The 20,906-nt window shown below is 65.0% G+C and carries 17 protein-coding genes and 1 pseudogene; 11 read left to right on the forward strand and 7 right to left on the reverse strand.

Annotated features, from left to right (window positions below):
* Positions 1 to 51: 51 nt before the first annotated feature.
* Genes ACVWY5_RS04335 through ACVWY5_RS04345 form a run of 3 tightly spaced genes read right to left on the reverse strand, consistent with a single transcriptional unit; the run spans position 52 to position 4,324 of the window.
* Positions 52 to 975 (reverse strand): FAD binding domain-containing protein, encoded by a 924-nt coding sequence (locus tag ACVWY5_RS04335; RefSeq protein ID WP_028333129.1) that lies wholly within the window; start codon positions 973 to 975, stop codon positions 52 to 54.
* Positions 972 to 3,653 (reverse strand): molybdopterin-dependent oxidoreductase, encoded by a 2,682-nt coding sequence (locus ACVWY5_RS04340; RefSeq protein ID WP_028333130.1) that lies wholly within the window; start codon positions 3,651 to 3,653, stop codon positions 972 to 974. Before ACVWY5_RS04340 ends, ACVWY5_RS04335 begins: the two co-directional genes overlap by 4 nt.
* A complete protein-coding gene (locus ACVWY5_RS04345) occupies positions 3,650 to 4,324 on the reverse strand; it encodes a TetR/AcrR family transcriptional regulator (RefSeq protein WP_028333131.1) in 675 nt (224 codons plus the stop codon). The genes ACVWY5_RS04340 and ACVWY5_RS04345 overlap by 4 nt, the downstream gene beginning before the upstream one ends.
* A gap of 183 nt (positions 4,325 to 4,507) precedes the next feature.
* On the opposite strand from ACVWY5_RS04345, the gene ACVWY5_RS04350 reads away from it, so the two are divergent.
* On the forward strand, positions 4,508 to 4,741 hold the full coding sequence (locus ACVWY5_RS04350) for a DUF6894 family protein (RefSeq protein WP_028333132.1): 234 nt from the start codon (positions 4,508 to 4,510) through the stop codon (positions 4,739 to 4,741).
* A 9-nt stretch (positions 4,742 to 4,750) separates the two neighbouring features.
* Complete coding sequence (locus ACVWY5_RS04355) at positions 4,751 to 4,930, forward strand: hypothetical protein (protein ID WP_028333133.1); 180 nt, start codon at positions 4,751 to 4,753, stop codon at positions 4,928 to 4,930.
* Between the two features lie 12 nt (positions 4,931 to 4,942).
* Here ACVWY5_RS04355 and ACVWY5_RS04360 read toward each other — a convergent pair whose 3' ends face one another.
* A complete protein-coding gene (locus tag ACVWY5_RS04360; RefSeq protein WP_028333134.1) occupies positions 4,943 to 5,872 on the reverse strand; it encodes a helix-turn-helix domain-containing protein in 930 nt (309 codons plus the stop codon).
* 363 nt (positions 5,873 to 6,235) lie between these two features.
* Between ACVWY5_RS04360 and ACVWY5_RS04365 the strand changes: the two genes are divergently transcribed.
* From ACVWY5_RS04365 to ACVWY5_RS04385, 5 genes are all read left to right on the forward strand, one after another.
* A complete protein-coding gene (locus ACVWY5_RS04365) occupies positions 6,236 to 7,186 on the forward strand; it encodes a helix-turn-helix domain-containing protein (RefSeq protein ID WP_028333135.1) in 951 nt (316 codons plus the stop codon).
* An 87-nt stretch (positions 7,187 to 7,273) separates the two neighbouring features.
* The gene (locus ACVWY5_RS04370; RefSeq protein ID WP_028333136.1) at positions 7,274 to 8,479 is read left to right on the forward strand and encodes an NAD(P)/FAD-dependent oxidoreductase; all 1,206 of its coding nucleotides are present in this window, start codon (positions 7,274 to 7,276) and stop codon (positions 8,477 to 8,479) included.
* Positions 8,480 to 8,810: 331 nt separating this feature from the next.
* Entirely contained in the window at positions 8,811 to 11,072 is a 2,262-nt protein-coding gene (locus ACVWY5_RS04375) for a TonB-dependent siderophore receptor (protein WP_028333137.1), read from the forward strand.
* A gap of 185 nt (positions 11,073 to 11,257) precedes the next feature.
* Complete coding sequence (locus tag ACVWY5_RS04380) at positions 11,258 to 12,400, forward strand: PepSY domain-containing protein (protein WP_028333138.1); 1,143 nt, start codon at positions 11,258 to 11,260, stop codon at positions 12,398 to 12,400.
* A 7-nt stretch (positions 12,401 to 12,407) separates the two neighbouring features.
* Positions 12,408 to 12,590: a hypothetical protein gene (locus tag ACVWY5_RS04385; RefSeq protein ID WP_028333139.1), complete on the forward strand. Its 183-nt coding sequence runs from the start codon at positions 12,408 to 12,410 to the stop codon at positions 12,588 to 12,590.
* Between the two features lie 190 nt (positions 12,591 to 12,780).
* Here ACVWY5_RS04385 and ACVWY5_RS04390 read toward each other — a convergent pair whose 3' ends face one another.
* Positions 12,781 to 14,520 (reverse strand): adenylate/guanylate cyclase domain-containing protein, encoded by a 1,740-nt coding sequence (locus ACVWY5_RS04390; RefSeq protein WP_244481920.1) that lies wholly within the window; start codon positions 14,518 to 14,520, stop codon positions 12,781 to 12,783.
* A 288-nt stretch (positions 14,521 to 14,808) separates the two neighbouring features.
* Entirely contained in the window at positions 14,809 to 15,606 is a 798-nt protein-coding gene (locus tag ACVWY5_RS04395) for an N-formylglutamate amidohydrolase (RefSeq protein WP_038377302.1), read from the reverse strand.
* Positions 15,607 to 15,710: 104 nt separating this feature from the next.
* Here ACVWY5_RS04395 and ACVWY5_RS04400 point away from each other — a divergent pair, with 104 nt between their 5' ends.
* The 3 genes from ACVWY5_RS04400 (at position 15,711) to ACVWY5_RS04410 (ending at position 17,930) form a co-directional block, all read left to right on the forward strand.
* Entirely contained in the window at positions 15,711 to 16,610 is a 900-nt protein-coding gene (locus ACVWY5_RS04400; RefSeq protein ID WP_028333142.1) for a transglutaminase-like domain-containing protein, read from the forward strand.
* Positions 16,611 to 16,612: 2 nt separating this feature from the next.
* Positions 16,613 to 17,425, forward strand: a complete 813-nt coding sequence (locus tag ACVWY5_RS04405; RefSeq protein WP_028333143.1) for a transglutaminase-like domain-containing protein — start codon at positions 16,613 to 16,615, stop codon at positions 17,423 to 17,425.
* 109 nt (positions 17,426 to 17,534) lie between these two features.
* Positions 17,535 to 17,930 (forward strand): gamma-glutamylcyclotransferase family protein, encoded by a 396-nt coding sequence (locus ACVWY5_RS04410; protein ID WP_028333144.1) that lies wholly within the window; start codon positions 17,535 to 17,537, stop codon positions 17,928 to 17,930.
* Positions 17,931 to 18,056: 126 nt separating this feature from the next.
* Here the strand turns inward: ACVWY5_RS04410 and ACVWY5_RS04415 are convergent, their stop codons facing one another.
* Positions 18,057 to 18,611: a chlorite dismutase family protein gene (locus ACVWY5_RS04415; protein WP_028333145.1), complete on the reverse strand. Its 555-nt coding sequence runs from the start codon at positions 18,609 to 18,611 to the stop codon at positions 18,057 to 18,059.
* 210 nt (positions 18,612 to 18,821) lie between these two features.
* Here ACVWY5_RS04415 and dnaG point away from each other — a divergent pair.
* A pseudogene (dnaG, locus tag ACVWY5_RS04420) lies at positions 18,822 to 20,844 on the forward strand (DNA primase).
* Positions 20,845 to 20,906 lie beyond the last annotated feature (62 nt).

Raw genomic sequence — 20,906 nt, forward strand, 5'->3', positions numbered from 1 at the left:
TATGCATTCCAGACGCGACGTTGCCTCGAGGCCGCGAATGGGCGCTTGATCCTACGCCACGATCCGCTCGACCACGTCGCGCACCAGGCCTGTCAGCAGCTCGAGCTTGTATCCGGTCATCGGCAGCGGCCTGGCTCCCGAGATCGCCAGCTCGGTGGCTTGCGCGATGGTCGCCGCGTTAATCTGCTTACCCTGCAGCGCCGCCGCGGCCGCGGTCAGACGCAGCGGGACCGGAGCGATGCCGCCGGCGGTGATGTGGACCTGCTGGAACGCGCCGCCGGAGATCACCGCACGCACGCAGATCTCGACCAGCGGCCATTCCGCATGCGTCCGGCTGATGGCGCGCTTGTACAGCGCGCGCTCGCCGGCGAGCGGAACGGGGAGCTCGATCCGTTCGATGCGTTCGCCCGGTGCAAGCAGATTGTCGGCCGCGCCGTTGCTGCCGTCGCCGAGCAGCTCTGAGATCGACAAGCCGCTGCGCCGGTCGGTGGTGATCTTCGAATCATAGGCGAGCAGCGCCATCGCCATCGTCGACGGATGCGGCGCGACGCATGGGCCGAGATCGAACGCGACGTGATAGAGATGGTTGCCGGATCGCGCCGGACAGTCGGCGCCGCCCTTCTTGAGGCAGGCGATCTGCAGATTGCGGAAATACCAGCAGCGCGAGCGCTGCGCGAGGTTGCCGCCGAGCGTCGCCATCTGCCGGATCTGCGGCGTGGCGAGGCCCTGCGCGGCTGCGGCGATGCCGGGGTAAGCCTCGGCGAGCCGCGGATCGGATGCGATCGCAGCGATCGTGGTCAGGGCGCCGATGCGGGCCGAACCGTCCGCATTCCACGTAACGCCGATCGTGTCGGGACTGGCGGCGAGATCGATGATCGCACCGCACGACAGGCCGCTGCGGCGGCGCTCCGACAGATCGGTGCCGGCGGCGCGGAATTCGGGTGCGGATATGACGTCTGCAGTCGCGACACTCATGCGGCATCCCTCCCTTTCAACGCGGCGACGATGCGGTCGGGCCGGATCGGAATCTCGGTGAGGCGGAGGCCGATCGCGTTGTGGATCGCGTTGGCGACGGCGGCCGAGGTCGGCACCGTCGACGCCTCGCCGATGCCGACGCTGTTGCCGAGCACATGGTCGAAGCCGGCTTCGTCGAAATGGACATCGATCTCCGGCGTGTCGGCGATCCCAGGGATGCGATAATCCTCCATCCCCGCGGTCAGGACGTCGCCAGTCTTCGGATCAAGCTCGCGCGCCTCATAGAGTGCGTAGCCGAGGCCCTGGATCACCGCGCCGCAGGCCTGGCTGCGCGCCAGCGCCGGCGCTGCGATCTTGCCGACCGCGATGCCGGTATGCACGTTGAGCACGCGGACATGGCCGAGCCAGGTGTCGACTTCCACCTCGATCACCTGCACCGAGCTCGGCACGCCGGCGCCGACCGCGATGTTCGAGAAGCGGCGCATCATCCAGCCGAAGACGAAGCCCATCAGGCCGACTTCGCGCAGCGGCGAGCGGATGCCGGGCGCAGTGTTCTTGCCGTCCTCGCCGCGCGTCTCCACCACCGCGATGTCGGGCGAGCGCGCGATCAGCTCGCGCCAGGGTGCGTTGGAGCCGGGCGCCGGCTTTCGCGTGGCCTGTTCGAGCATCGCGGCCTTCAGCTTTCGCACTGCCTGCAGCGTCGGCGGCATCACCGAGGCGGTGACGCGGCTGCCGCCGGAGCCGGGGCCTTCGGGCAGCGAGGAATCGCCGATCCGCACATCGATCTCACCGGGTTCGAGATCGAACTCGCGCGCGATCGCGTCGGCAAGCACGCTGCGGGTGCCGGTGCCGATGTCCTGCGTCGCCGTGCTGGCGACGATGCGGCCGCCCTTGACCGCGACCTCGACCTTCACCTTGGGCTGCCACAGATAGAGCCAGTAGCCCGTGGCGACCCCGATGCCGCGGCGATAGCGCCCGTTCTGCGCAGGTTTGCGATTGCGCCAGATCTCGAGCCCGGATGCCCAGTCGTAGAGCCGCTGCCGGTTGGGATCGGGATCCCAGCGTTGGCGCAAGGCGATCGGATCGACGTTGAGCCGCAGCGCGGCCTCGTCGATCGCCTGTTCCACGGCGAACGCCATCGGCGGACCGCCGGGGCCGCGGAAGGCGGCGCCGGGCGGCAGATTGCTGATGACGTCGAAATCCGAAAGATCCTTCGCCTCGGCCGGATAGATCAGCCGCGCCAGTCCCGCGATGGTCGAGTTGGTCGCGGCGCCGGTATCGGCATGCGCGGTGACCGAGAGCGCCTTCAGGCCGCCTTGCTCGGAAGGCAGCAGCGCGACCTTCAGCTCCGCGGCCGGCCGATAACCGGCGACCGAGAGTTCTTCCTGGCGATCATAGGCGACCCGCACTGGCGCTTTCGCCGCGCGCGCCAGCTCGATCGCGGCAATCGCCTCGGTCCCCAGGCTCGCCTTCGAGCCGAAGCCGCCGCCGACATGCTCGGCGATCACGCGGACCTTGTCGTGATCGAGCTTGTAGCGTTTTGCGATCTGCTCCTTCAGGTGAAACACCTGCTGGGTCGAGGCGTGCAGGGTCAGCCGGTCGCCATCGAAGCGCGCCACCGCGGCGTGGGGCTCGAGACAGGCATGCTGCTGCGTGGCGGTGCGGAAGGTCGCCTCGACGAGCAGCTTGTTGTTGGCCTGGCGCGCCTCGTCGACCCAGTTGCGGGCCTTTTTTGCGCGTGTCGAGAACACCGCGGTCGGCCCGCGGATGTTCTGCTTCCAGGGCGCCGGCCCGCCGGCCGCTTCCGAGACGTTGCCGGCCCGCTTGCGGCTCGCCTTGTCGAACACCACGGGCGCATCATCCTTGCGTCCGGCGTCGAGCCCGACCACTGCGGGCAGGCGTTCGCTGATCAACCTGATCGCGGCCAGCGAGGCAAGCGCGCTCTTACGGTCCTTTGCGGCGACCGCCGCAATCGGCTCGCCGACATAGCGCACAATCCGGTCGTCGCCGAGCAGCGACACCGCGGTAACGCCGGGGAGCTCGCGCGCCGGCGCGAGATCGAGCGTGGTGATGCGCGTATGCGCCTCGCGCGAGCGCAGGATCAGGCCTTCGAGCTGGCCGTCATGATGGATGTCGACGGTATATTTCGCCGCGCCCGTCACTTTGTCGCGCGCCTCGATGCGAGGCGCCGTGACGTGATCGCCGTCGAAGCGGCCGGCGCAGGCATCCGCCACCGCACGGAAGATCCCGTCATAGGCGCCGCAGCGGCAGAGATGGCCGGACAGCGCCGCGCCGATCTCCTCGCGCGACGGCACCGCCGTTCCCCTGGTCGCGCGCCAATGGTCGCAGAACGCGGTCGCTTCCACGATGAAGCCGGGCGTGCAGAAGCCGCATTGCAGGGCGTCATGCGCCATGAACGCCTTCTGCACCGGATGCAGACCGGACGCGCCGATGGCTTCGACCGTCGTCACCGATTTGCCGGCGGCGGCGTGTGCCGGCATCAGGCAGCTTGCTACCGGCGCGCCGTCGACCAGCACGGTGCAGGCGCCGCAGACGCCGGCGCCGCACACGAGCTTGGTGCCGGTGAGCTCGAACTGGTCGCGCACGATGTCGATCAAGAGCGCATCGGGATCATCGGGCAGGGATTCGACGCGGCCATTGACGGTCGTCGTGCTCATGGATGTCCTCCGCTTGTCCTGCGTGTCGGCCTCTTGGGGATTGCCGCCTTCTTGACGGGCGGTTTTTGCAATTTTGGCAAAGGTTTCGGCTTGGCGCCGGCGCAGAGCGTCCGCACCATCATCGCCATGTCCTTCAGGAACGCATCCGCCGGCTGCATCGCCGGATACTGCGACTTCGCTGCGTACATCGCCATCTCGACCAGCCGCGCGAATTCGGCCGGCGGGAGGTCCTGCGGCAGCGCGAGCTGCTGCTTGCGCACGATCCGCGTGATCGTCGCGACCATGCGCTCCGCATATCGCGCGGCGTAGGTCTGGTAGAGGTCGCGCGCGTGCACGAGGTGCTCGGAATACAACTCCTCGAGATGCGGCGAGCCGTCCAGCGAGCCGATCATGGTCGACATCCGCGCGGTCATGCCCGCGGCGAGGATGTCGCCGAGATCACCGCCCGCGGTCTCCGCCGCGGCAACGGCGGTCTCCTCGGCCGCGATCGCGCTCTCATGCACGCGCTCGATCACGGCGCGGAACAGCGCTTCCTTGGATTCGAAGTGGTGATAGAGCGCCTGCCGCGTCAGGCCGGCCGCCTCGGCGACCTGCTCGATCGAGGAGCGGCGAAAGCCGTGCCGGCGGAACACTAGCATGGTGGCATCGAGAATGCGGGTTTTCGGTCCCATTTGACGATTTTGACAAATATAGAAGAACTGTCAAATCGCGATTTGGTGAGGAGGCTGTGCTGGGGGCTTGATCACCATTCCGCGAGGCCCGCGCCCATGTGAACCGCCTTGCGAATGGTCGCGTCGAAGAAACGTGGAGCTCCAAAGACGACCTTCTCGTCCGGAGCTTGCGAGGATACGCACATGACCCAGGTCTTCTTCCATTGCTCGACCACGCACGGGGTGCTGATGGATCGCCGCGGCACCTCGGTGACCAGCCTCTCGGAGGCATGCGAGGCGGCGACGTGCATGATGCGATCGCTGGTCGCAACGGTCAGCCTGGAAGACTGGCGCGACTGGGTCGTGCATGTCAGCGACGAGTCCGGCGAGGAGATCGTGATCCTGTCCTTCGCATCCGTGCTCGGCAAGCCGCACTGAGAGGGCGCCATGCTGTCACCGCACGCATCATTGCTCGCTCTGCGCGACAGCTGGAACGCGATCACGACGGGCTTGCAGAATCTGATCGCGCGAATTCGCGATCCCTACCGGCCCGAGCTGCACTACATGCGCGGACCGGGTCCCAAATGGCATGCCAAGCATGCCGTGCGAGCCGCGCCGGCCGGTTGAAGGCGGCGCGGTTCAGCTCTCGCTTCTCGCCGGGCGGTGCATCTCGCGCCGCCACGCCGCCGGGCTGACTCCGACCACGGCGGAAAACACCCGCGTGAAGTGGCTTTGATTGGCAAAACCGGCCGAAATCGCGATCTCGGACAGCGACAGGTCACGCGCCGCCATCAGCTGCTTGGCCACCTTCAGGCGCTGCTGAAGCAGCCATTGGTGCGGCGGCAGGCCGGTGGAGATGCGGAAGGCGCGCGAGAAATGGCCGACCGAGAGACCAAACTCGGCTGCGATCTGCTGCAACCGGATTTTCCCGCCGAGGTCGGACGCAAGCCTGTCGCAGGCCTGCTTCGCCTGCCATGCGGCAAGGCCGCCACGGGCCGGCGCGGTGATGCGCCGCAATCCGCCATAGGTCTGCGCGACATGCGCAGTGAAGGCGAGCATCATGTGATCGACGAAAAGCTGGTTCGTCTCTTCCGGCCGCTTTAACGCTTCAAGCAGCGAGGCACCGAGATGTCGGATGACGCCGTCGTCGTGGCCGATGCCGGGCTCATATGCGAGCTCATCGACGCGCGGTGCGCCGGCCTGCCTGGCGACGTCGTCCAGCGCCGAACGCGGCAGATAGAAGAAGATCGAATGGAACGGTTTGTCGATCACGTAGCGCGGATCGCGCTTCAGGTCGTACAGATAGGTCGCGCCGCGGCGGATGTTCGATTTGGTGACATACCGGCCTTGCTCCCAGCATTCGCAATCGTCGTAATCGCGAAACTTGAGGCTGACGAGGTAGGCGTCGTCGGCGGGCAGCGAGCCGGACATATCCCGCACCGGGCTGTCATTGCGGGTTTCGGTCACCGCGAGCTCGGCGCTGCGCAGCGTACGCGTGATCAGCGAGGGCGCGTCCTTCAGTTGCAAGGGCTCTCCGAGCCTTCGTCCGTAGACGCCCGCCTGTGCCATCCTCGAAAATTTCCGCCTGCGAACCCGACCGGGCCTGCCGTGACCGGCATCCTGCGCGGTGATAGCTCATTAGCGAAAATCGGCAAGGCGCCGTTCGGCGCATCACGCGATGATGAACGGCCGGCAGACTCCGCCGCGGCAATTATTTCAAAATGATTTCAAGGTGTTTTGACGGTTTGATCCGTCGGGGCCACGAAATGCCGCACCTCCGGCGCGGCGCAGAAACGGACAAAGCATGGTGGTTTCAGGAAAGACGCTCGAGCCGCGTCGCGTTTAGTACGCTCCGACAGTTCCGCGCCTCATCGGTCGACGGAGCGGCCCGCAGGGAGGGAGCGCATGAGCCTTCAAACGCGAGCACGCCTCATGAGCAAGCCTGTCCTGCACCATCCTTTGCGCGAGCCTCCGCCCGCCGCGACCGGCACTTACCAGAACACCGTCCCAGTTGCCGAAGGGCGTCCAGATGCGGAGATGGCCCGCGTGCTCGGCACCACGCCCTTTCGCATGGCTCTGGATTCATCCGGAGCGGGAATCGCCCATTGGAAGCACAAGCCGTTGCACGACGTCGTCGAGCCGATGACCCATCATGTCATCATGGCTTATAGCGGCGCGATGCAGCGGATCGAGCGGCGAACGGGACGATCGGTCGCGATCGGAACCTTCCGTCCCGGCGTCGTGATCATCATCCCCGAGGGATCAAGCTCCCGCTGGGATATCCCGAAGCCCGCTGATATCGTTGTTCTCTATCTTCCCCGCAAGACGACTCAGCGCGTGGCCGACCAAGCCGGCGGCGGCGCTCCGATCGATCTGCTGGAGCGGACGGCGCATCCCGATCCCATCACATCCCGCCTGCTGCTCAGCGCGGCCGACGTCCTGGATGGCAGTGCGGCGCTGGATACGCTGTTCAGACAGCAACTGACGGACCTGCTCGCCACGCGTCTCTTGGCCGCGCATACCGGTTCTCCAATCCCGATCGGGCCGACCACGGGAGGGCTCTCGCCGACAGTGCTGCGCCGCGCCATCGAGCGGCTGCGCTCGGACAGCGACGCCGATGTCTCGCTCGCGGCGCTGGCGACCGACGCCGGCCTGTCGCGCTTTCACTTCTGCCGTGCATTCAAGGAAAGCACCGGGCTCTCGCCGCATGCCTGGCTGCGCCAGCACCGGCTCGAGCAGGCCATGAACATGCTGCGCGACACCGACGCATCCGTGGTCTCGATCGCGGCCGCGCTCGGCTACGGCTCGCAGACTGCGTTCGCCGCCGCGTTCAGGAAGCTGACCGGGGAGACCCCGAGCGACTGGCGGCGGCGTCTGCGGTAGCCGCAATCGCTCTTCAGGTCGCGCAATCGCTCTGGGGCACTCGCAAATCCAATTCGCTACATCACTGCCATCCAGAGGAGACATCATATGCGAATTGTCATCATCGGCGCCGGCTTTGCCGGCATGTATGCCGCGCTCTCCGCGGCCCGCCTGCGCGACATCCAGGGCGTATCGCCCGAGGAGCTCGAGATCGCGCTGGTCGCGCCGGAGCCGACCCTGGTGGTGCGCCCGCGGCTCTACGAGCCGAAGCCGGAGACGCTGACCGCGCCGCTGCTCGACGTCTTCAACGCGATCGACGTCGTCTACGTGCAGGGCAGCGCCGAAGCCGTCGACACCAAGGCCCGCACCGTGCAGATCGTCACCGCCAAGGACGCGCGCAAAACGCTACCCTATGATCGCCTTGTGGTGGCAACCGGCAGCCGGCTGTTCCGTCCGAACGTGCCCGGCCTCGCCGAGCATGGCTTCAGTGTCGACAATCTTGCGGACGCGATCGCGCTCGACCGTCATCTGCACGACCTCGCCAGGCAGCCGGCATCAGCGGCGCGCGACACCGTGGTCGTTGCCGGCGGCGGCTTCACCGGCATCGAGGCGGCGACCGAGATGCCGGCGCGGCTCCGGGACATCCTCGGCAGCGACACCAAACCGCGCGTCATCATCGTCGATCGCAACGTGGCGATCGCGCCCGACATGGGCGAGGGCCCGCGCCCGATCATCGAGGACGCGATGCGCAAGCTCGGCGTCGAAGGCCGCTTCGGCGCCGGCGTCGCCGAGGTCAGCAAGTCCGGCGTCACGCTTTCCAACGGCGAGCATATCGAGGCCGCGACCGTGGTCTGGGCGGCGGGCATTCGCGCCGCGCCGCTGACCGAGCAGATCCCGGCGGAACGCGACAATTTCGGCCGGCTGCTGGTCGACCGCGATCTGCGGGTGCCGTCGGTCGCTGGCGTGTTCGTCACCGGCGATGCGGCGCGTGCCGCTTGCGACGATGTCGGCAATTACGCGCTGATGTCGTGCCAGCACGCGACGCGGATGGGCGCCTTTGCCGGTAACAACGCCGCGGCCGAGCTGCTCGGTGTCCCGACCAAGCCTTATCACCAGAAGGCCTATGTCACTTGCCTCGACCTCGGCGAGGCCGGCGCGCTGTTCACCCGCGGCTGGGAGCGCAAGGTCGAGATGGTCGGCGACGTCGCCAAGAAGACCAAGCGGGAGATCAACACCGTCTGGATCTATCCGCCGCGCGCCGAGCGTGCCGCGGCGCTCGCATCCGCCGATCCGGAGCACGTCACCGAAGTCTGAGGCTCGGCGAGAGCACCGCAACTGCGATCATCGCTTCCGCGCGCGGCGTCGTTCGATCGCTGTGCGCGGAAGCGACTCGAAGTATCGCGGAGCGAAACGCAGTTTAGAATCGTCCTTAGAAACGCTCGAAAAATCTGAGGCGCATTGACGCAGTTTCGCTGCGTTCACGTTGCGAGCTCGCAACACCATCGGCGATAAGCCCGACACTGGACGTGTTCTAATCACCGATCGGCTGCATACGTCTTTCATCGTGTTAGTGACGGCGAAGATGAAGGCGATGTGAGTTGACGGGGGTCGGATGTTTCGTCGCACTGCGCTGGCGGCCGGGTACATGGCCGGCAGCGGTTTGTTCGTGCTGAGTGTGGTGATGCCGCGTGAAAGCGTTGCGCAATCGGCGCTGCCGCCGGTGACGGTCGAAGCGCCGAAACAACAGCAGCAGGCGCGACGAACGCAGCCAGCGCGACGCGCGGCGCGTCCTGTACGCACGACGCCGCGATCGATCGCGAACCGGGCGCCCGCGCAGAACGTTCCAGCACCGGGTGCGGGTGGCGGCGGAGAGCGCGGCAACGGGCCGGTCACCGGCTATCTCGCCAGCCAGAGCGTCACGGCAACCAAGACCGACAGCCCGGTGCTGACGACGCCGCAGTCGATCTCGATCGTCACCCAGGATCAGATCCAGGCACAGGGTGCGCAGAACATCACCGAAGCGCTGCGCTACACGCCCGGCGTGACGATCGAAAGTTTTGGCGCCAACGCGTTCTTCGACGAGTTCAAGTTGCGGGGCTTCACCGCGCCGCGTTATCTCGACGGGCTGCGGCTGCCGACCGACACCACGACCTTCGCGGTCCCGCGCATCGAGACCTATGGTCTCGAGCGGATCGAGGTCCTGAAGGGCCCGTCATCCGGCCTGTATGGACAGTCCGATCCGGGCGGCTTGTTGAACCTGGTCAGCAAGCGGCCCACCGAGACGCCGCATTACGAGTTCGAGGGCACGTTCGGCTCGTTCGATCGCTTCCAGGGCGCCTTCGATATCGGTGGTCCGGCCGACAAGGACGGCCGGTTCCTCTACCGCATCGTCGGCCTTGGCCGCGACAGCAACAGCCAGACCGACTTCGTTCAGGACAACAAGCTGTTCATCGCGCCGAGCTTCACCTGGCGGCCGACCTACGACACCAGCTTCACCGTGCTCTCGCAGTACCAGAAGGTCGACAACAAGGGTTACCAGCAATACGTCCCGGGACAGGTGTCCTTCCTGCCCAACCCCAACGGACATATTCCCTACAGTCGTTACCTCGGCGAGCCCGGGCTGGATGGCTATCATCTCGAGCAGTTCGCGGTTGGCTACGCGTTCGAGCATCGCTTCGACAACATCTTCCAGTTCCGGCAAAACCTGCGCTACACCCAGGTCAGCAACGACCTCGCATCGGTGCGGACCGAGGGCATGGTGACGGATCGTCTGGTCGCGCGCAGCTACAACTACGTCAAGGCCAATGCCGCCAATGTCGCGCTCGACAATCAGCTGCAGGCGGATTTCGCGACCGGGCCGCTGGTCCACAAGGTGCTGGCCGGTGTCGACTACTTCGATCTGTGGGCGAATACCGACTATCGCACCACGCCGATTGCGCCGATCGATGCCTATAGTCCGGTCTACGGCACCGCCGTTCCGTCAGCCAGCTCGCTGGTGCCGTTCATTCTTCGCGACGACAGGCAGTCGCAGCTCGGCGCCTATCTGCAGGATCAGATCAAGCTCGATCGCTGGACGTTGACCATGAGCGGGCGCCAGGACTGGGTCAGCTCCGGCTTCACCAGCATGGCGTTCTATCCGCCCGCCGGGCATTATTCGCGCGACGACTCGGCGCAAACCGGGCGCATCGGCCTGAGCTACCTGTTCGATATCGGCCTCGCGCCCTATGTCAGCTACGGGACCTCGTTCACACCGAATCTCGGCGCCGACAGCGCCGGCCGGTCGTTCAGGCCGACGACGGGCGAGGGCGCGGAGGTCGGCGTCAAGTTCAAGCCGAACGGCTCGAACTTCATGGCGACGGCGGCGGCGTTCGATATCCGTCAGCAGGACGTGCTGACGGCCGATCCCCTCAATCCGCTGTTCAACGTGCAGACCGATGCCGTGCGCGTCCGCGGCCTCGAGCTCGAGCTGAAGGGCAACCTCACGCGCGAGCTCGAGATCACGGCGGGATACACCCATCTCGATCCGCGGGTGACGACGAGCATCGCCGGGTATGCCGGCAAGTACATGATGAACACGGCGCAGGACCAGGTCGCGGTCTGGGGCAAGTATACCTGGTATGACGGCGCGCTCGCGGGCCTTGGGCTCGGCCTCGGCGTGCGCTATGTCGGCGAGACCTACGGCGACAACTTCAACACCTTTGTCATTCCCTCCTATTCCTTGCTCGATGCGTCGGTCAGCTACGACTTCGCCTATCTGCGGCCGGACCTGAAGGGATGGAAGGCACAGGTCAACGTGACCAATCTGACCGACCATTTCTACGTTGCGTCCTGCCTGACCGGGCTTCCCTATTGCGGCCTCGGCAATGGCCGCACGGTGCTGGGCACGATGAAGTACACCTGGAACTAAAGCATGATCCCGAAAAGTGCGAAGCGGTTTTCGGAAAGATCATGCTTCAACAAAAGCATGATCCCGAAAAGTGCGAAGCGGTTTTCCGAAAAGATCGTGCTTCAACAAGAGGCTAAAGCTCGATGACGATCCAACCTGATCTCATCGCGCTTTAGGTGACGAAATTGACTGCGACGACCAGATTCTTGCGGCGATGGGGCGCTGTCCATAAATGGACCAGCCTGATTTGCACGTTGTTCATGCTGCTGCTCTGCATCACCGGCCTGCCGCTGATCTTCCACGAGCAGATCGACGATCTGCTGCACAGCCAGGTCAAGCCGGCCGACGTGCCGCCAGGCACGCCGCCGGCCAATCTGGACCGTCTGCTCGGCAACGCGCTGGAGCAGGCGTCCGGAAAGGTCCCTCACTTCCTGATCTGGGATCGCGACGATCCGAGCGCGATGTTCGTCAGCGTCGGTCCGACCATCGATGCCGATCCGACCAACAATTTGCTGATCCGGATGGACACCCATACCGGCGCCTATCTCGATGCGCCCGATGTGACCGGCCGCTTCACCTACATCATGCTGAAGCTGCACACCGACATGTTTGCCGGACTGTCCGGCAAGCTGTTCCTCGGATTGATGGGGATCCTGTTCTGCGTCGCGATCATCTCCGGGATCGTGGTCTACGCGCCGTCGATGCGGAAGCTGCGCTTCGGCGCCTACCGCGCGCAGCGGACCCGCGTCGTGCGCTGGCTCGACGTCCATAATCTCGCGGGCATCCTGCTCGTCGCCTGGACACTGGTCGTCGGTTTCACCGGGGTCATCAACACCTGGGCCGATCTCGTCCTCAAGATGTGGCAGTTCGGCCAGCTCGCCGAAATGACCGCGCAGTACAAGGACCGGCCGGTGCCGTCGAGGCTGACCTCGCTGAATGCGGCGGTCGAAGTGGCCACCCATGCGGTGCCCGGCATGACGCCGAGCTTCGTCGCCTTCCCGGGAACCCTGTTCAGCAGTAAGAGCCACTACGCGGTGTTCCTGCATGGCGATACGCCGCTGACCTCGCGGCTGCTGAAGCCGGCGCTGATCGACGCGGAAACCGGCAAGCTGACCGATACAAGGGACATGCCCTGGTATGTGACGACCCTGTTCGTCTCGCAGCCGCTGCATTTCGGCGACTATGGCGGCATGCCGCTCAAGATCGTCTGGGCGCTGCTCGACATCCTGACCATCTTCATCCTCGTGACCGGCGTGTATCTGTGGATGCGCCGCCGCAAGGCGGGCGTGAGCCAGGAACGCGCGATCGCCAACGCCGCCTCCCTCGACAACCCCGCATTATCGTCGTGACGTCAGCATGATCTCGCATCGTTCATTGACCCAGATCTTCACCGCTCCGCTCGTCATCGCGATCGTGAGCACGGTCGGATTGATCAGCGCGCTGGTCGGCGACGGCTGGTGGGATGCGGTCTCGTGGGCCGGGCTCGGCCTGCCTGTGCTGCTCTATCTGGTGTTCATCTGGCGGCGCCAGCCGAATTGATTGGATTGGCCTGATCGCGCCTCGAATCGGTCGCGCAATCAGCAAAGCCGATCCAATCGGAATATGCCGATCCCTGCGGTGCCTCATCCGCGGAGATGCGCGAGAAGCCGAACCGGCAATCGAACAAGCAGTCGCGGCCGCGCAGGTGCCTGCGTGTGGCGTCGCGCCGGCATTGTAAGATGACGGGTTTTCACTCCGGGAGCCCCGCCATGCGTAGCGGGTTGACCAATGCATCCAGGTCGCCCTGTCGACGATACGGCAGCAGCCTGGCCCAGCGGGCCAAGCTAAAACTGGGGTGGCCCGCCAGCAGGTCGGTTGAGATGCTGCGCGCTTCATCTTGCCGGCCGAGATTCCAGAGCGCCGCTATGAGTGTCGACTGCGCGGTCAGCCAGAGCGGCCGCTGCCTCAGGACGCGGGAGGCTATATCGTGCGCCGCCGCGAAATCTCCGAGATGAAATCTTGCGCGCGCTTCGTCCACCATGGATTCGTTGCGCTCAATCGGGCTGAGCCGTTGGGCGTGTTCCTCGTAGAGGACGGCTTTTCGGAAATTGCCGGCGTAGCCGTGGTACATGCCCGCCATGTGATGGGCGTCAGAGCTGCTGGGAGCGAGGCTGATCGCCGTTTCTCCTGCTGCCACAGCTTCATCATGACGGTGTTGATAGATACGAACATAGCCGATCACCAGGTATGCTTCCCCAAAGCTAGGGTCGGCGGCGAGAGCCCGATCAGCGCAGCCCAGTGCGGCTTGATACGCTTCATTTTCATCCTTGATCCAACCGAAGCGCGCCTGGTCAGTCAGGGTAAGACCCAACAAGTAGAGCGCCGGCATAAACGAGGCATTGATCTCGACCGCCTGTTCAAAAAGCTTCCGCGCCTGTGCGTGGGTTTGCCTTGCGAAATTAACGTACAGGGCGCGTCCCTTTAAGACATACTCATAAGCCAGTGGACTGCCCGAGCGTTTTCTCCACACCCTTGCGCGTTCGCCGACGGTCAACTGGACTTCAAGCGCTTCGACGATCTCTTGCGTAATTCGGTCCTGGAGATCGAACACGTCGTCCAGGTCTCCGTCAAAGCGATCCGCCCAGAGATGACCGCCGTCTCGACCATCAATCAACTGCGCCGTCAACCTGATGCGATTGCCGATCTTTCGAACGCTCCCCTCCAGCAGATAACGAGCACCCAGGATCTGCCCGATTTCGCGAATGTCCCTGTTCTGTCCCTTGAATGCGAAGCTCGAGTTGCGAGCTATCACCATCAATTCCTGAATCTTTGACAGGGTCGTAAGGACGTCTTCCGCGATCCCGTCCGCGAAATACTCCTGCTCGCTGTCGCCGCTCATGTTCTGAAACGGCAGCACCGCGATGGACGGCTTTCCCGAAAACGGGCGCACGCGATGGGATTCGGCAGGAGTCGGATGGCGCTCAGCCGAAGTTCTGGCGCCAATCTTTATGCGCCAGGCGCGGATCGGTTCAGTGATGTTTTTCAGATTCTGTTGGCCCATGTCTTCGAAGGCTGCATCGACCTTGCTCCGGATCTGCCGGTAGGCGTCGTCAGACAGGCATATGCCGCCCGGGTCCGCGATGTTCTCCAGCCGCGCGGCGATGTTGACGCCGTCGCCGAAGATGTCGTCGTTGTCGATGATGATGTCGCCGACGTGAATGCCGATGCGAAATTCGATCCGCTGCTGTTGCGGTGCGGATGCATTAAGCTCCGCCATCCTGCTCTGAACCTCTACAGAGCTGCGCACTGCATCGACGGCGCTGCCGAATTCGACCAGCATGCCGTCGCCGGTCGTTTTGACGATGCGGCCGCGATGAGCGGCGATCGTTGGATCAATGAGATTCTTTCTGGCCGCCTTGAGCCGCGCGAGCGTGCCTTCCTCGTCCGTTCCCATCAGCCGGCTGTAGCCGGCGACATCTGCCGCCAGCACTGCTGCCAGTCGCCTTTCCACTCGCTCGGGCGCCACGGACTACCCTAACTTGGAAGTTCAACCCGCCAATTAAAGCACGTCGAGCTGGCTTCGGGCTAGAGGCCAGGCCCTGGCTGACCGTTAGTCGCTAGTGTGCTGAATGCGAAGTTCGTGCGATTTCGCGGCAGCCACTTTCACGAACTTCGCATTCATAAAGCACACTAGAATCATAAGTTTGCTAGTGTCCTTATCGAATCCGAAATTCGCTCCGAAGGTGCGGCAAATGATGCGAACTTCGGATTCGGGACACTAGATCAGCGCGTCCGTGCGCAGCGTCGCCTCGATCTCGCCGAGGATGCGCGCCAGTCGCTCGGCCCACGCCGTCTCGCCGGCCTGGTCGGAGATCAGGTCCTGGCGGATCTCGATGCCCGAGTTCATCAGGCCGCGCGTCTCGCCATGCACGGGGATCGTGTAGTCGGTCTCGTCGCTGACCGCATAGGGCTCGTTGTCGCCGACCACGAGATCGCCCTCGGCGCGCAGATGCTTCAGCAGCAGCGGCGGCAGTACCGTGTCGCGGTGGTAGAGCGTGCCGATGTGCCAGGGCCGTGCGATGCCGGCGTAGATCGGCGTAAAGCTGTGCAGCGACACCAGCACCGTCGGCAGGCCCCGACGCGCACGCGCGTCGATGATCTCGTCGATGCGTTTGTGATAGGGATCGAAGATCTGCGCGCGGCGCATCTCGGCTGCCTCGCGCGACAGGCCTTCATTGCCCGGCACCGTGGTGGCCTCGCTGATCAGCGGGATCGAGCTTGCGACATGCGGCGGACGGTTGCAGTCGATCACGAGCCGCGAATAGCGTTGCGCGATCAAATGCGCGCCGAGCCGCTCCGAGAGCCGGGTTGCGACCCCGGCGATGCCGATGTCCCAGGCGATGTGCCGCACGAGCTCGCTGTCGGACAGGCCGAGAGCGCCGAGCGGAGAGGGAATCAGCCTGCCGTAGTGGTCGCAGGTGAACAGGAACGGCGAGCGGCCGCCGGCATTGTGTTCAAGAACCGGTGAAGCGTCGGTGCTCGCGAGCAGGAACGATGGACCGCCTCCGTAATTCAAGGGCTTTTTTCCTCGACTTTGCCTATTCAGGCGGCATGCTGATCTGGAATCGGGCAGCTTTCTCTATAGATTATGCCGCCCGAAATCACGATGATTGTTTGAAGATGCCGCTGCTGACTATTCATCACAAGACCGTTTATCGCTACGCGCGCCCGGTGGCGTTCGGCGAACACCGCATCATGCTGCGCCCCCGTGACGGCCATGATCTGCGCGTGCTCGACAGCGCACTTGTGATCGATCCACAGCCGATGTCGCTGCGCTGGATCCACGACGTGTTCGGTAACAGCGTCGCGATCGCCGCCTTCGACGAGCGCGCCGACACGCTGTCCTTCGTCTCGACCGCGACGGTGGAGCACAATCCGGCCGATACGTTCGCGCTGACGCCGGACGATCCCGCCTATTTCTATCCGTTCCTCTACGACGACGAGGAATTCCCCGACCTGCAGCAGTTCATCACGCCGCAATATGGCGACCCGAACGGCGAACTGTCGGCCTGGGCGCTGCGCTTTCTCGATGTCGAGGCGCCGACGCCGACTTTCAAGATCCTCAGCGGTATGACCCACGGCATCCGCGAGGCGTTCAGCTATCGCAAGCGCTATGAGCAGGGCACCCAGCATCCGCTCGACACGCTGCGCACGCAGTCCGGCACCTGCCGCGACTATGCGCTGTTCATGATCGAGGCGCTGCGCCGGCTTGGCATCGCCGCGCGCTTCGTCTCCGGCTATCTCGCCATGCCGCTCGGCAGCGCACACGGCTATGTCGGCGGCGGCTCGACCCATGCCTGGGTGCAGGTCTATCTGCCGAGCGCGGGCTGGATCGAGTTCGATCCGACCAACGGCATCGTCGGCACGCGCGATCTGATCCGCGTCGCGGTGGCCCGCGACCCGCGCCAGGCGATCCCGCTGCACGGCGTCTATCTCGGCGCGGCGGATGCCTTTCTCGGCATGGATGTCGACATCAAGGTGGTCTCGGTCGGCGAGAATGCGGAGCAGGAGACGGCCTGACGATGCAGATCAAGGTCGGCTTCGAGATCACCTACACGGCGGCGCAGCCGACCCCGATGGTGATCATGCTGTCGATCCATCCGTCGCGCTACGCCGACATCGTCGGCACCGAGCGCCTTTCGACCGAGCCGGACGTGCCGATCGGCCTCTATCGCGACGGCTTCGGCAATGTCTGCGGGCGGCTGGTTGCCCCCAGCGGTGGCGTCACCTTCCGCGGCAGCGCGCTGGTGCGCGATTCAGGACTGCCTGACATCGTCAATTCGGTGGCGCAGCAGCTGCCGGTCGAGCAACTGCCCGACGACATGCTGCTCTATCTGATGCCGAGCCGCTATTGCGAGACCGACAAGCTGACCGATGTCGCCTGGTCGCTGTTCGGCAACACACCGCAGGGCTGGGCGCGGGTGCAGGCGATCAGCGATTTCGTGCACCACCACGTGACGTTCGGCTATCAGCACGCCCATCACATGAAGTCGGCGCACGACGTCTATGAAAGCCGCGCCGGCGTCTGCCGCGACTTCGCGCATCTGGCGCTCACCTTCTGCCGCTGCATGGGCATTCCGGCGCGCTACTGCACCGGCTATCTCGGCGACATCGGCGTGTCGCCGAACCCCGCGCCGATGGATTTCTCCGGCTGGTTCGAGGTCTATCTGTCCGGCCAGTGGTACACCTTCGATGCCCGCCACAACACGCCGCGGATCGGCCGCATCCTGATGGCGACCGGCCGCGACGCTGCCGACGTCGCCCTCACCACGAGCTTCGGCCGCATGACCCTGACGAAGTTCGTCGTGGTGACGGATGAAGTGGTGGCGGCCTAGCGTCCCTCGGGATTTTCTGTCATTCCGGGATGGTGCGTTAGCACCAGACCCGGAATTTCGAGATTCCGGGTCTGGTCCTTCGGACCATCCCGGAATGACAACTGAACCCATGACCGACCTTCTCTTCGTCTACGGCACGCTGATGCGCGGCTTCGACCATCCGATGGCCAAGCTGCTCGCGGGCAATGCCGAATTCCTCGGGCCGGCGCAGTGCCGCGGCCGGCTCTATTTGGTGAAGCATTATCCGGGTCTGGTCGTGTCGGACGATCCGGCCGACATCGTGCATGGTGAGCTGTTTCGCTTGCGTGAGCGCGAGGCCATGCTGCGTGAATTCGACATGTACGAAGCCTGCGGCGAAGGCTTTCCGCCGCCGACCGAATATGTCCGCGAGATGCTCGAGGTCACGCTCGCCGACGGCAGCACGCGTGAGGCGTGGACCTATCTCTACAACTGGCCGGTCACCGAGCTGCCGCGGATCGCGTCAGGAAAGTTTCTCGAGCATTAGCGCTCGGACGTAACCGCATATGAGGTCATGGCCGGGCTTGTCCCGGCCATCCACGTCTTTGTTGCAGCCAGCAAGGAAGACGTGGATGCCCGGGACAAGCCCGGGCATGACGATGAAGAGGGTACGTTACACCTCCCGCACCACGCGGATATCGACCTCGCGCTCGACATAGGTCCATTCCTCGGTCGCGCGCAGCATGCCGACCAGTTCGTCGAACAGGGTGACGTGGTCGGGGGCGAACTCGAACCAGGTCAGGAAGTCGAAGGGCATGCCGAGGTCGCGCGAATGAAACAGCTGGCGGGCGATCGCGGGGAGGAATTTCAGGGTGCCTTCGATGTGGTGCGACTTGTCCTCGAAGATCTTGCGGCGCTCCTCCTGCGTCAGCTCCCACCACGCCGCGGATTTCCTGATCGGGATCAGCGCCGCGTGCGTTGCCTCGCTGCGGCCGAGCCCGGCCTGCACGGCCAAGAGCTTCTCCCGCTCCTCCTTCTCGGTGTAGCGCAGATGGCTGGCGACGCCGGCGAGCCGCCAGGAGGTCTGCGCCGGCAGCAGCGGCAGCGCGATCGACTCGCTCGCAACGATCGACAGCGCCGCGACCTTCGGCAGCGTCTCGCCCTTCACCCGTGTGATGGACGTGACCTGCCAGCCGCCGCTCTGTCCGCCTCTGAATGTCGTGAACATGGCCTATCCAATCCCGGAAGCGGGGAGGGGGCAAGGTGGCCGCACAGGCTCTCCACCGTGGATTTGGGGGTAGCCCGCTCGACGGAGCCCTGACCGGCCAGACCTGTGAATAGCCCGGAAAAGCCCCACATTGTTCGGCATGGCGGCCCGTGCCGCTATATGGCTAACCGGTTGTCCGCGATTCGCCGCCCGAGCCCAAAATCCTGACTGATGCGTTTCACGCCCGAATTCCTCGATGAGCTGCGCGCCCGGCTTCCGGTCTCGGAAGTCGTGGGCAGGCGCGTCAAGCTCAAGAAGGCCGGCCGGGAGTGGAAGGGGCTGTCGCCGTTCCAGCAGGAGAAGACGCCGTCGTTCTTCGTCAACGACCAGAAGCAGGCCTGGTTCGACTTCTCGTCCGGGCTGAACGGCAACATCTTCGACTTCCTGATGAAGACCGAGGGCGTGACTTTCCCCGAGGCAGTGGAACGTCTCGCCGCGATGGCGGGTGTCCCGCTGCCGGCGGTGACGCCCGATGCCGCACGGCACGAGCAGCACCGCCGCACCCTGCACGACGTGATGGAACTGGCGACCAAGTTCTTTGCCGACACGCTGGCCTCACGGGGCGGCGCCAAGGCGCGCGGCTACCTCGCCGACCGCGCCATCTCGCCGGCGACCCAGCTTCAGTTCCGGATGGGCTATGCGCCGCCGGACCGCTTCGCGCTCAAGGAGCATCTCGGCGCGTTAGGCATCTCCACCGACGACATGGTGGAGGCCGGGCTTCTGGTGTCCGGCGAGGACAAGCCGGTGCCGTTCGATCGCTTCCGCGACCGCGTCATGTTCCCGATCACGGATGCCCGCGGCCGCGTCATCGCGTTCGGCGGGCGTGCGCTGGAGAAGGACGTTCCGGCAAAGTACCTGAACTCGCCGGAAACCACGCTATTTCACAAGGGCGACAATCTCTACAATCTGTTCACCGCACGGCAGGCCGCGCATGATGGCGCGCAGCTGATCGTCGTCGAGGGCTATGTCGATGTCATCGCCATGGTCACGTCGGGCTTTCCCGGCGCTGTCGCGCCGCTCGGCACTGCGCTGACCGAGAACCAGCTCGGCCTGCTCTGGAAGATGGTCGACGAGCCGATCCTCTGCTTCGACGGCGACCGCGCCGGACAGAAGGCGGCTTATCGTGCTGCCGACCTTGCGTTGCCGCAGCTCAAGCCCGGCAAGAGCCTGCGGATTGCGCTGCTGCCGGAAGGGCAGGATCCCGACGATCTCGCCCGCTCCGGCGGCCGCGGCGCGATCGAGGACGTGATCTCGGCCGCGCGTCCGCTCGCCGAAATGATCTGGTCGCGCGAGATCGAGGGCGGCAATTTCGATACGCCCGAGCGCCGCGCCGCGCTGGAGGCGCGGATCGGCGAGCTCACCAACGGCATCCGCGACGAGGTGGTGCGCCGCTATTACCGGCAGGACCTGCAGGAGCGGCTGCAGCGCAATTTTGCGCCCGAGGGCGGACGCGGCGGTTATGGCCGCGGCGGCTACGGTCGGGGGAATTTCGGCGGCGGCCGCGGCGGCGAATCACCCCGCCAGTTTGCCCCCCGGGGACCTGCCCAAAACGGCCGACAGGGAGGCCCACAGGGCGGCCGGTTCGGTGCCACCCCCGGGTTTTCACGGGGTCCCTATCAGGCCGCCAGCCCCCAATTGGCCAACAGCCCGATCATGCGCGGCCAGCGCAGCGCGATCTCCCGCCGCGAGGCCCTGATCCTGCAATCCCTGATCAATCACCCCTGGCTGCTGCACGACCATCTCGAGGAGGTGGCGGCGCTGGAGCTCGGCCATCCCGAGGCCCACAAGCTCAGGGCCGCCATCATCGCCGCCTTTGGCCCACGACCATCACCATTCCCCTGACGCCGAGGAGCAGGCCGAGAAGATGCGGGCCGACCTCGAAGCGGGTGGATTATCCCCGATTCTTCAAAGGGTTGAGCGGGCGATCACAACCCAGGCGGTGTGGGGCGCGCAGGTCGGCGCGGCGCGCGAGGATGTTTTATCAACCTGGCGTCAACTCGTTGCCTTGCATCAGAAAACCCACGCCTTACTTAGGGAAAGAAAAGATGCGGAAGCGGCTTTGGCTGAAGACTCCAGCGAGGCCAATCTGGCATGGTTGCAGGATATCCAGGCCCGGATGGCAGAAGCCGACGGGACCGAAGCCCTGATTGAAGGGTTCGGCGAATTATCGGGCCGGTTCCAGCGTAATGTCTGATAACAAAAATGCTGCGGACGGCGCTGGTCGCACCCGCAAAAAGACTCGCCAAATCTATGGTT

It is taken from the genome of Bradyrhizobium sp. USDA 3256 (genome assembly GCF_054058275.1).

What these genes read in the sequence shown, in the direction of transcription:
- ACVWY5_RS04375 (WP_028333137.1), top strand. Translation starts at nt 8,811, where the DNA reads ATGGCCGGCAGCGGTTTGTTCGTGCTGAGTGTGGTGATGCCGCGTGAA.
- ACVWY5_RS04415 (WP_028333145.1), bottom strand. Translation starts at nt 18,611, where the DNA reads ATGTTCACGACATTCAGAGGCGGACAGAGCGGCGGCTGGCAGGTCACG.
- ACVWY5_RS04345 (WP_028333131.1), bottom strand. Translation starts at nt 4,324, where the DNA reads ATGGGACCGAAAACCCGCATTCTCGATGCCACCATGCTAGTGTTCCGC.
- ACVWY5_RS04405 (WP_028333143.1), top strand. Translation starts at nt 16,613, where the DNA reads ATGCAGATCAAGGTCGGCTTCGAGATCACCTACACGGCGGCGCAGCCG.
- ACVWY5_RS04365 (WP_028333135.1), top strand. Translation starts at nt 6,236, where the DNA reads ATGAGCAAGCCTGTCCTGCACCATCCTTTGCGCGAGCCTCCGCCCGCC.
- ACVWY5_RS04410 (WP_028333144.1), top strand. Translation starts at nt 17,535, where the DNA reads ATGACCGACCTTCTCTTCGTCTACGGCACGCTGATGCGCGGCTTCGAC.
- ACVWY5_RS04400 (WP_028333142.1), top strand. Translation starts at nt 15,711, where the DNA reads ATGCCGCTGCTGACTATTCATCACAAGACCGTTTATCGCTACGCGCGC.
- ACVWY5_RS04350 (WP_028333132.1), top strand. Translation starts at nt 4,508, where the DNA reads ATGACCCAGGTCTTCTTCCATTGCTCGACCACGCACGGGGTGCTGATG.
- ACVWY5_RS04385 (WP_028333139.1), top strand. Translation starts at nt 12,408, where the DNA reads ATGATCTCGCATCGTTCATTGACCCAGATCTTCACCGCTCCGCTCGTC.
- ACVWY5_RS04360 (WP_028333134.1), bottom strand. Translation starts at nt 5,872, where the DNA reads ATGGCACAGGCGGGCGTCTACGGACGAAGGCTCGGAGAGCCCTTGCAA.
- ACVWY5_RS04335 (WP_028333129.1), bottom strand. Translation starts at nt 975, where the DNA reads ATGAGTGTCGCGACTGCAGACGTCATATCCGCACCCGAATTCCGCGCC.
- ACVWY5_RS04340 (WP_028333130.1), bottom strand. Translation starts at nt 3,653, where the DNA reads ATGAGCACGACGACCGTCAATGGCCGCGTCGAATCCCTGCCCGATGAT.
- ACVWY5_RS04355 (WP_028333133.1), top strand. Translation starts at nt 4,751, where the DNA reads ATGCTGTCACCGCACGCATCATTGCTCGCTCTGCGCGACAGCTGGAAC.
- ACVWY5_RS04370 (WP_028333136.1), top strand. Translation starts at nt 7,274, where the DNA reads ATGCGAATTGTCATCATCGGCGCCGGCTTTGCCGGCATGTATGCCGCG.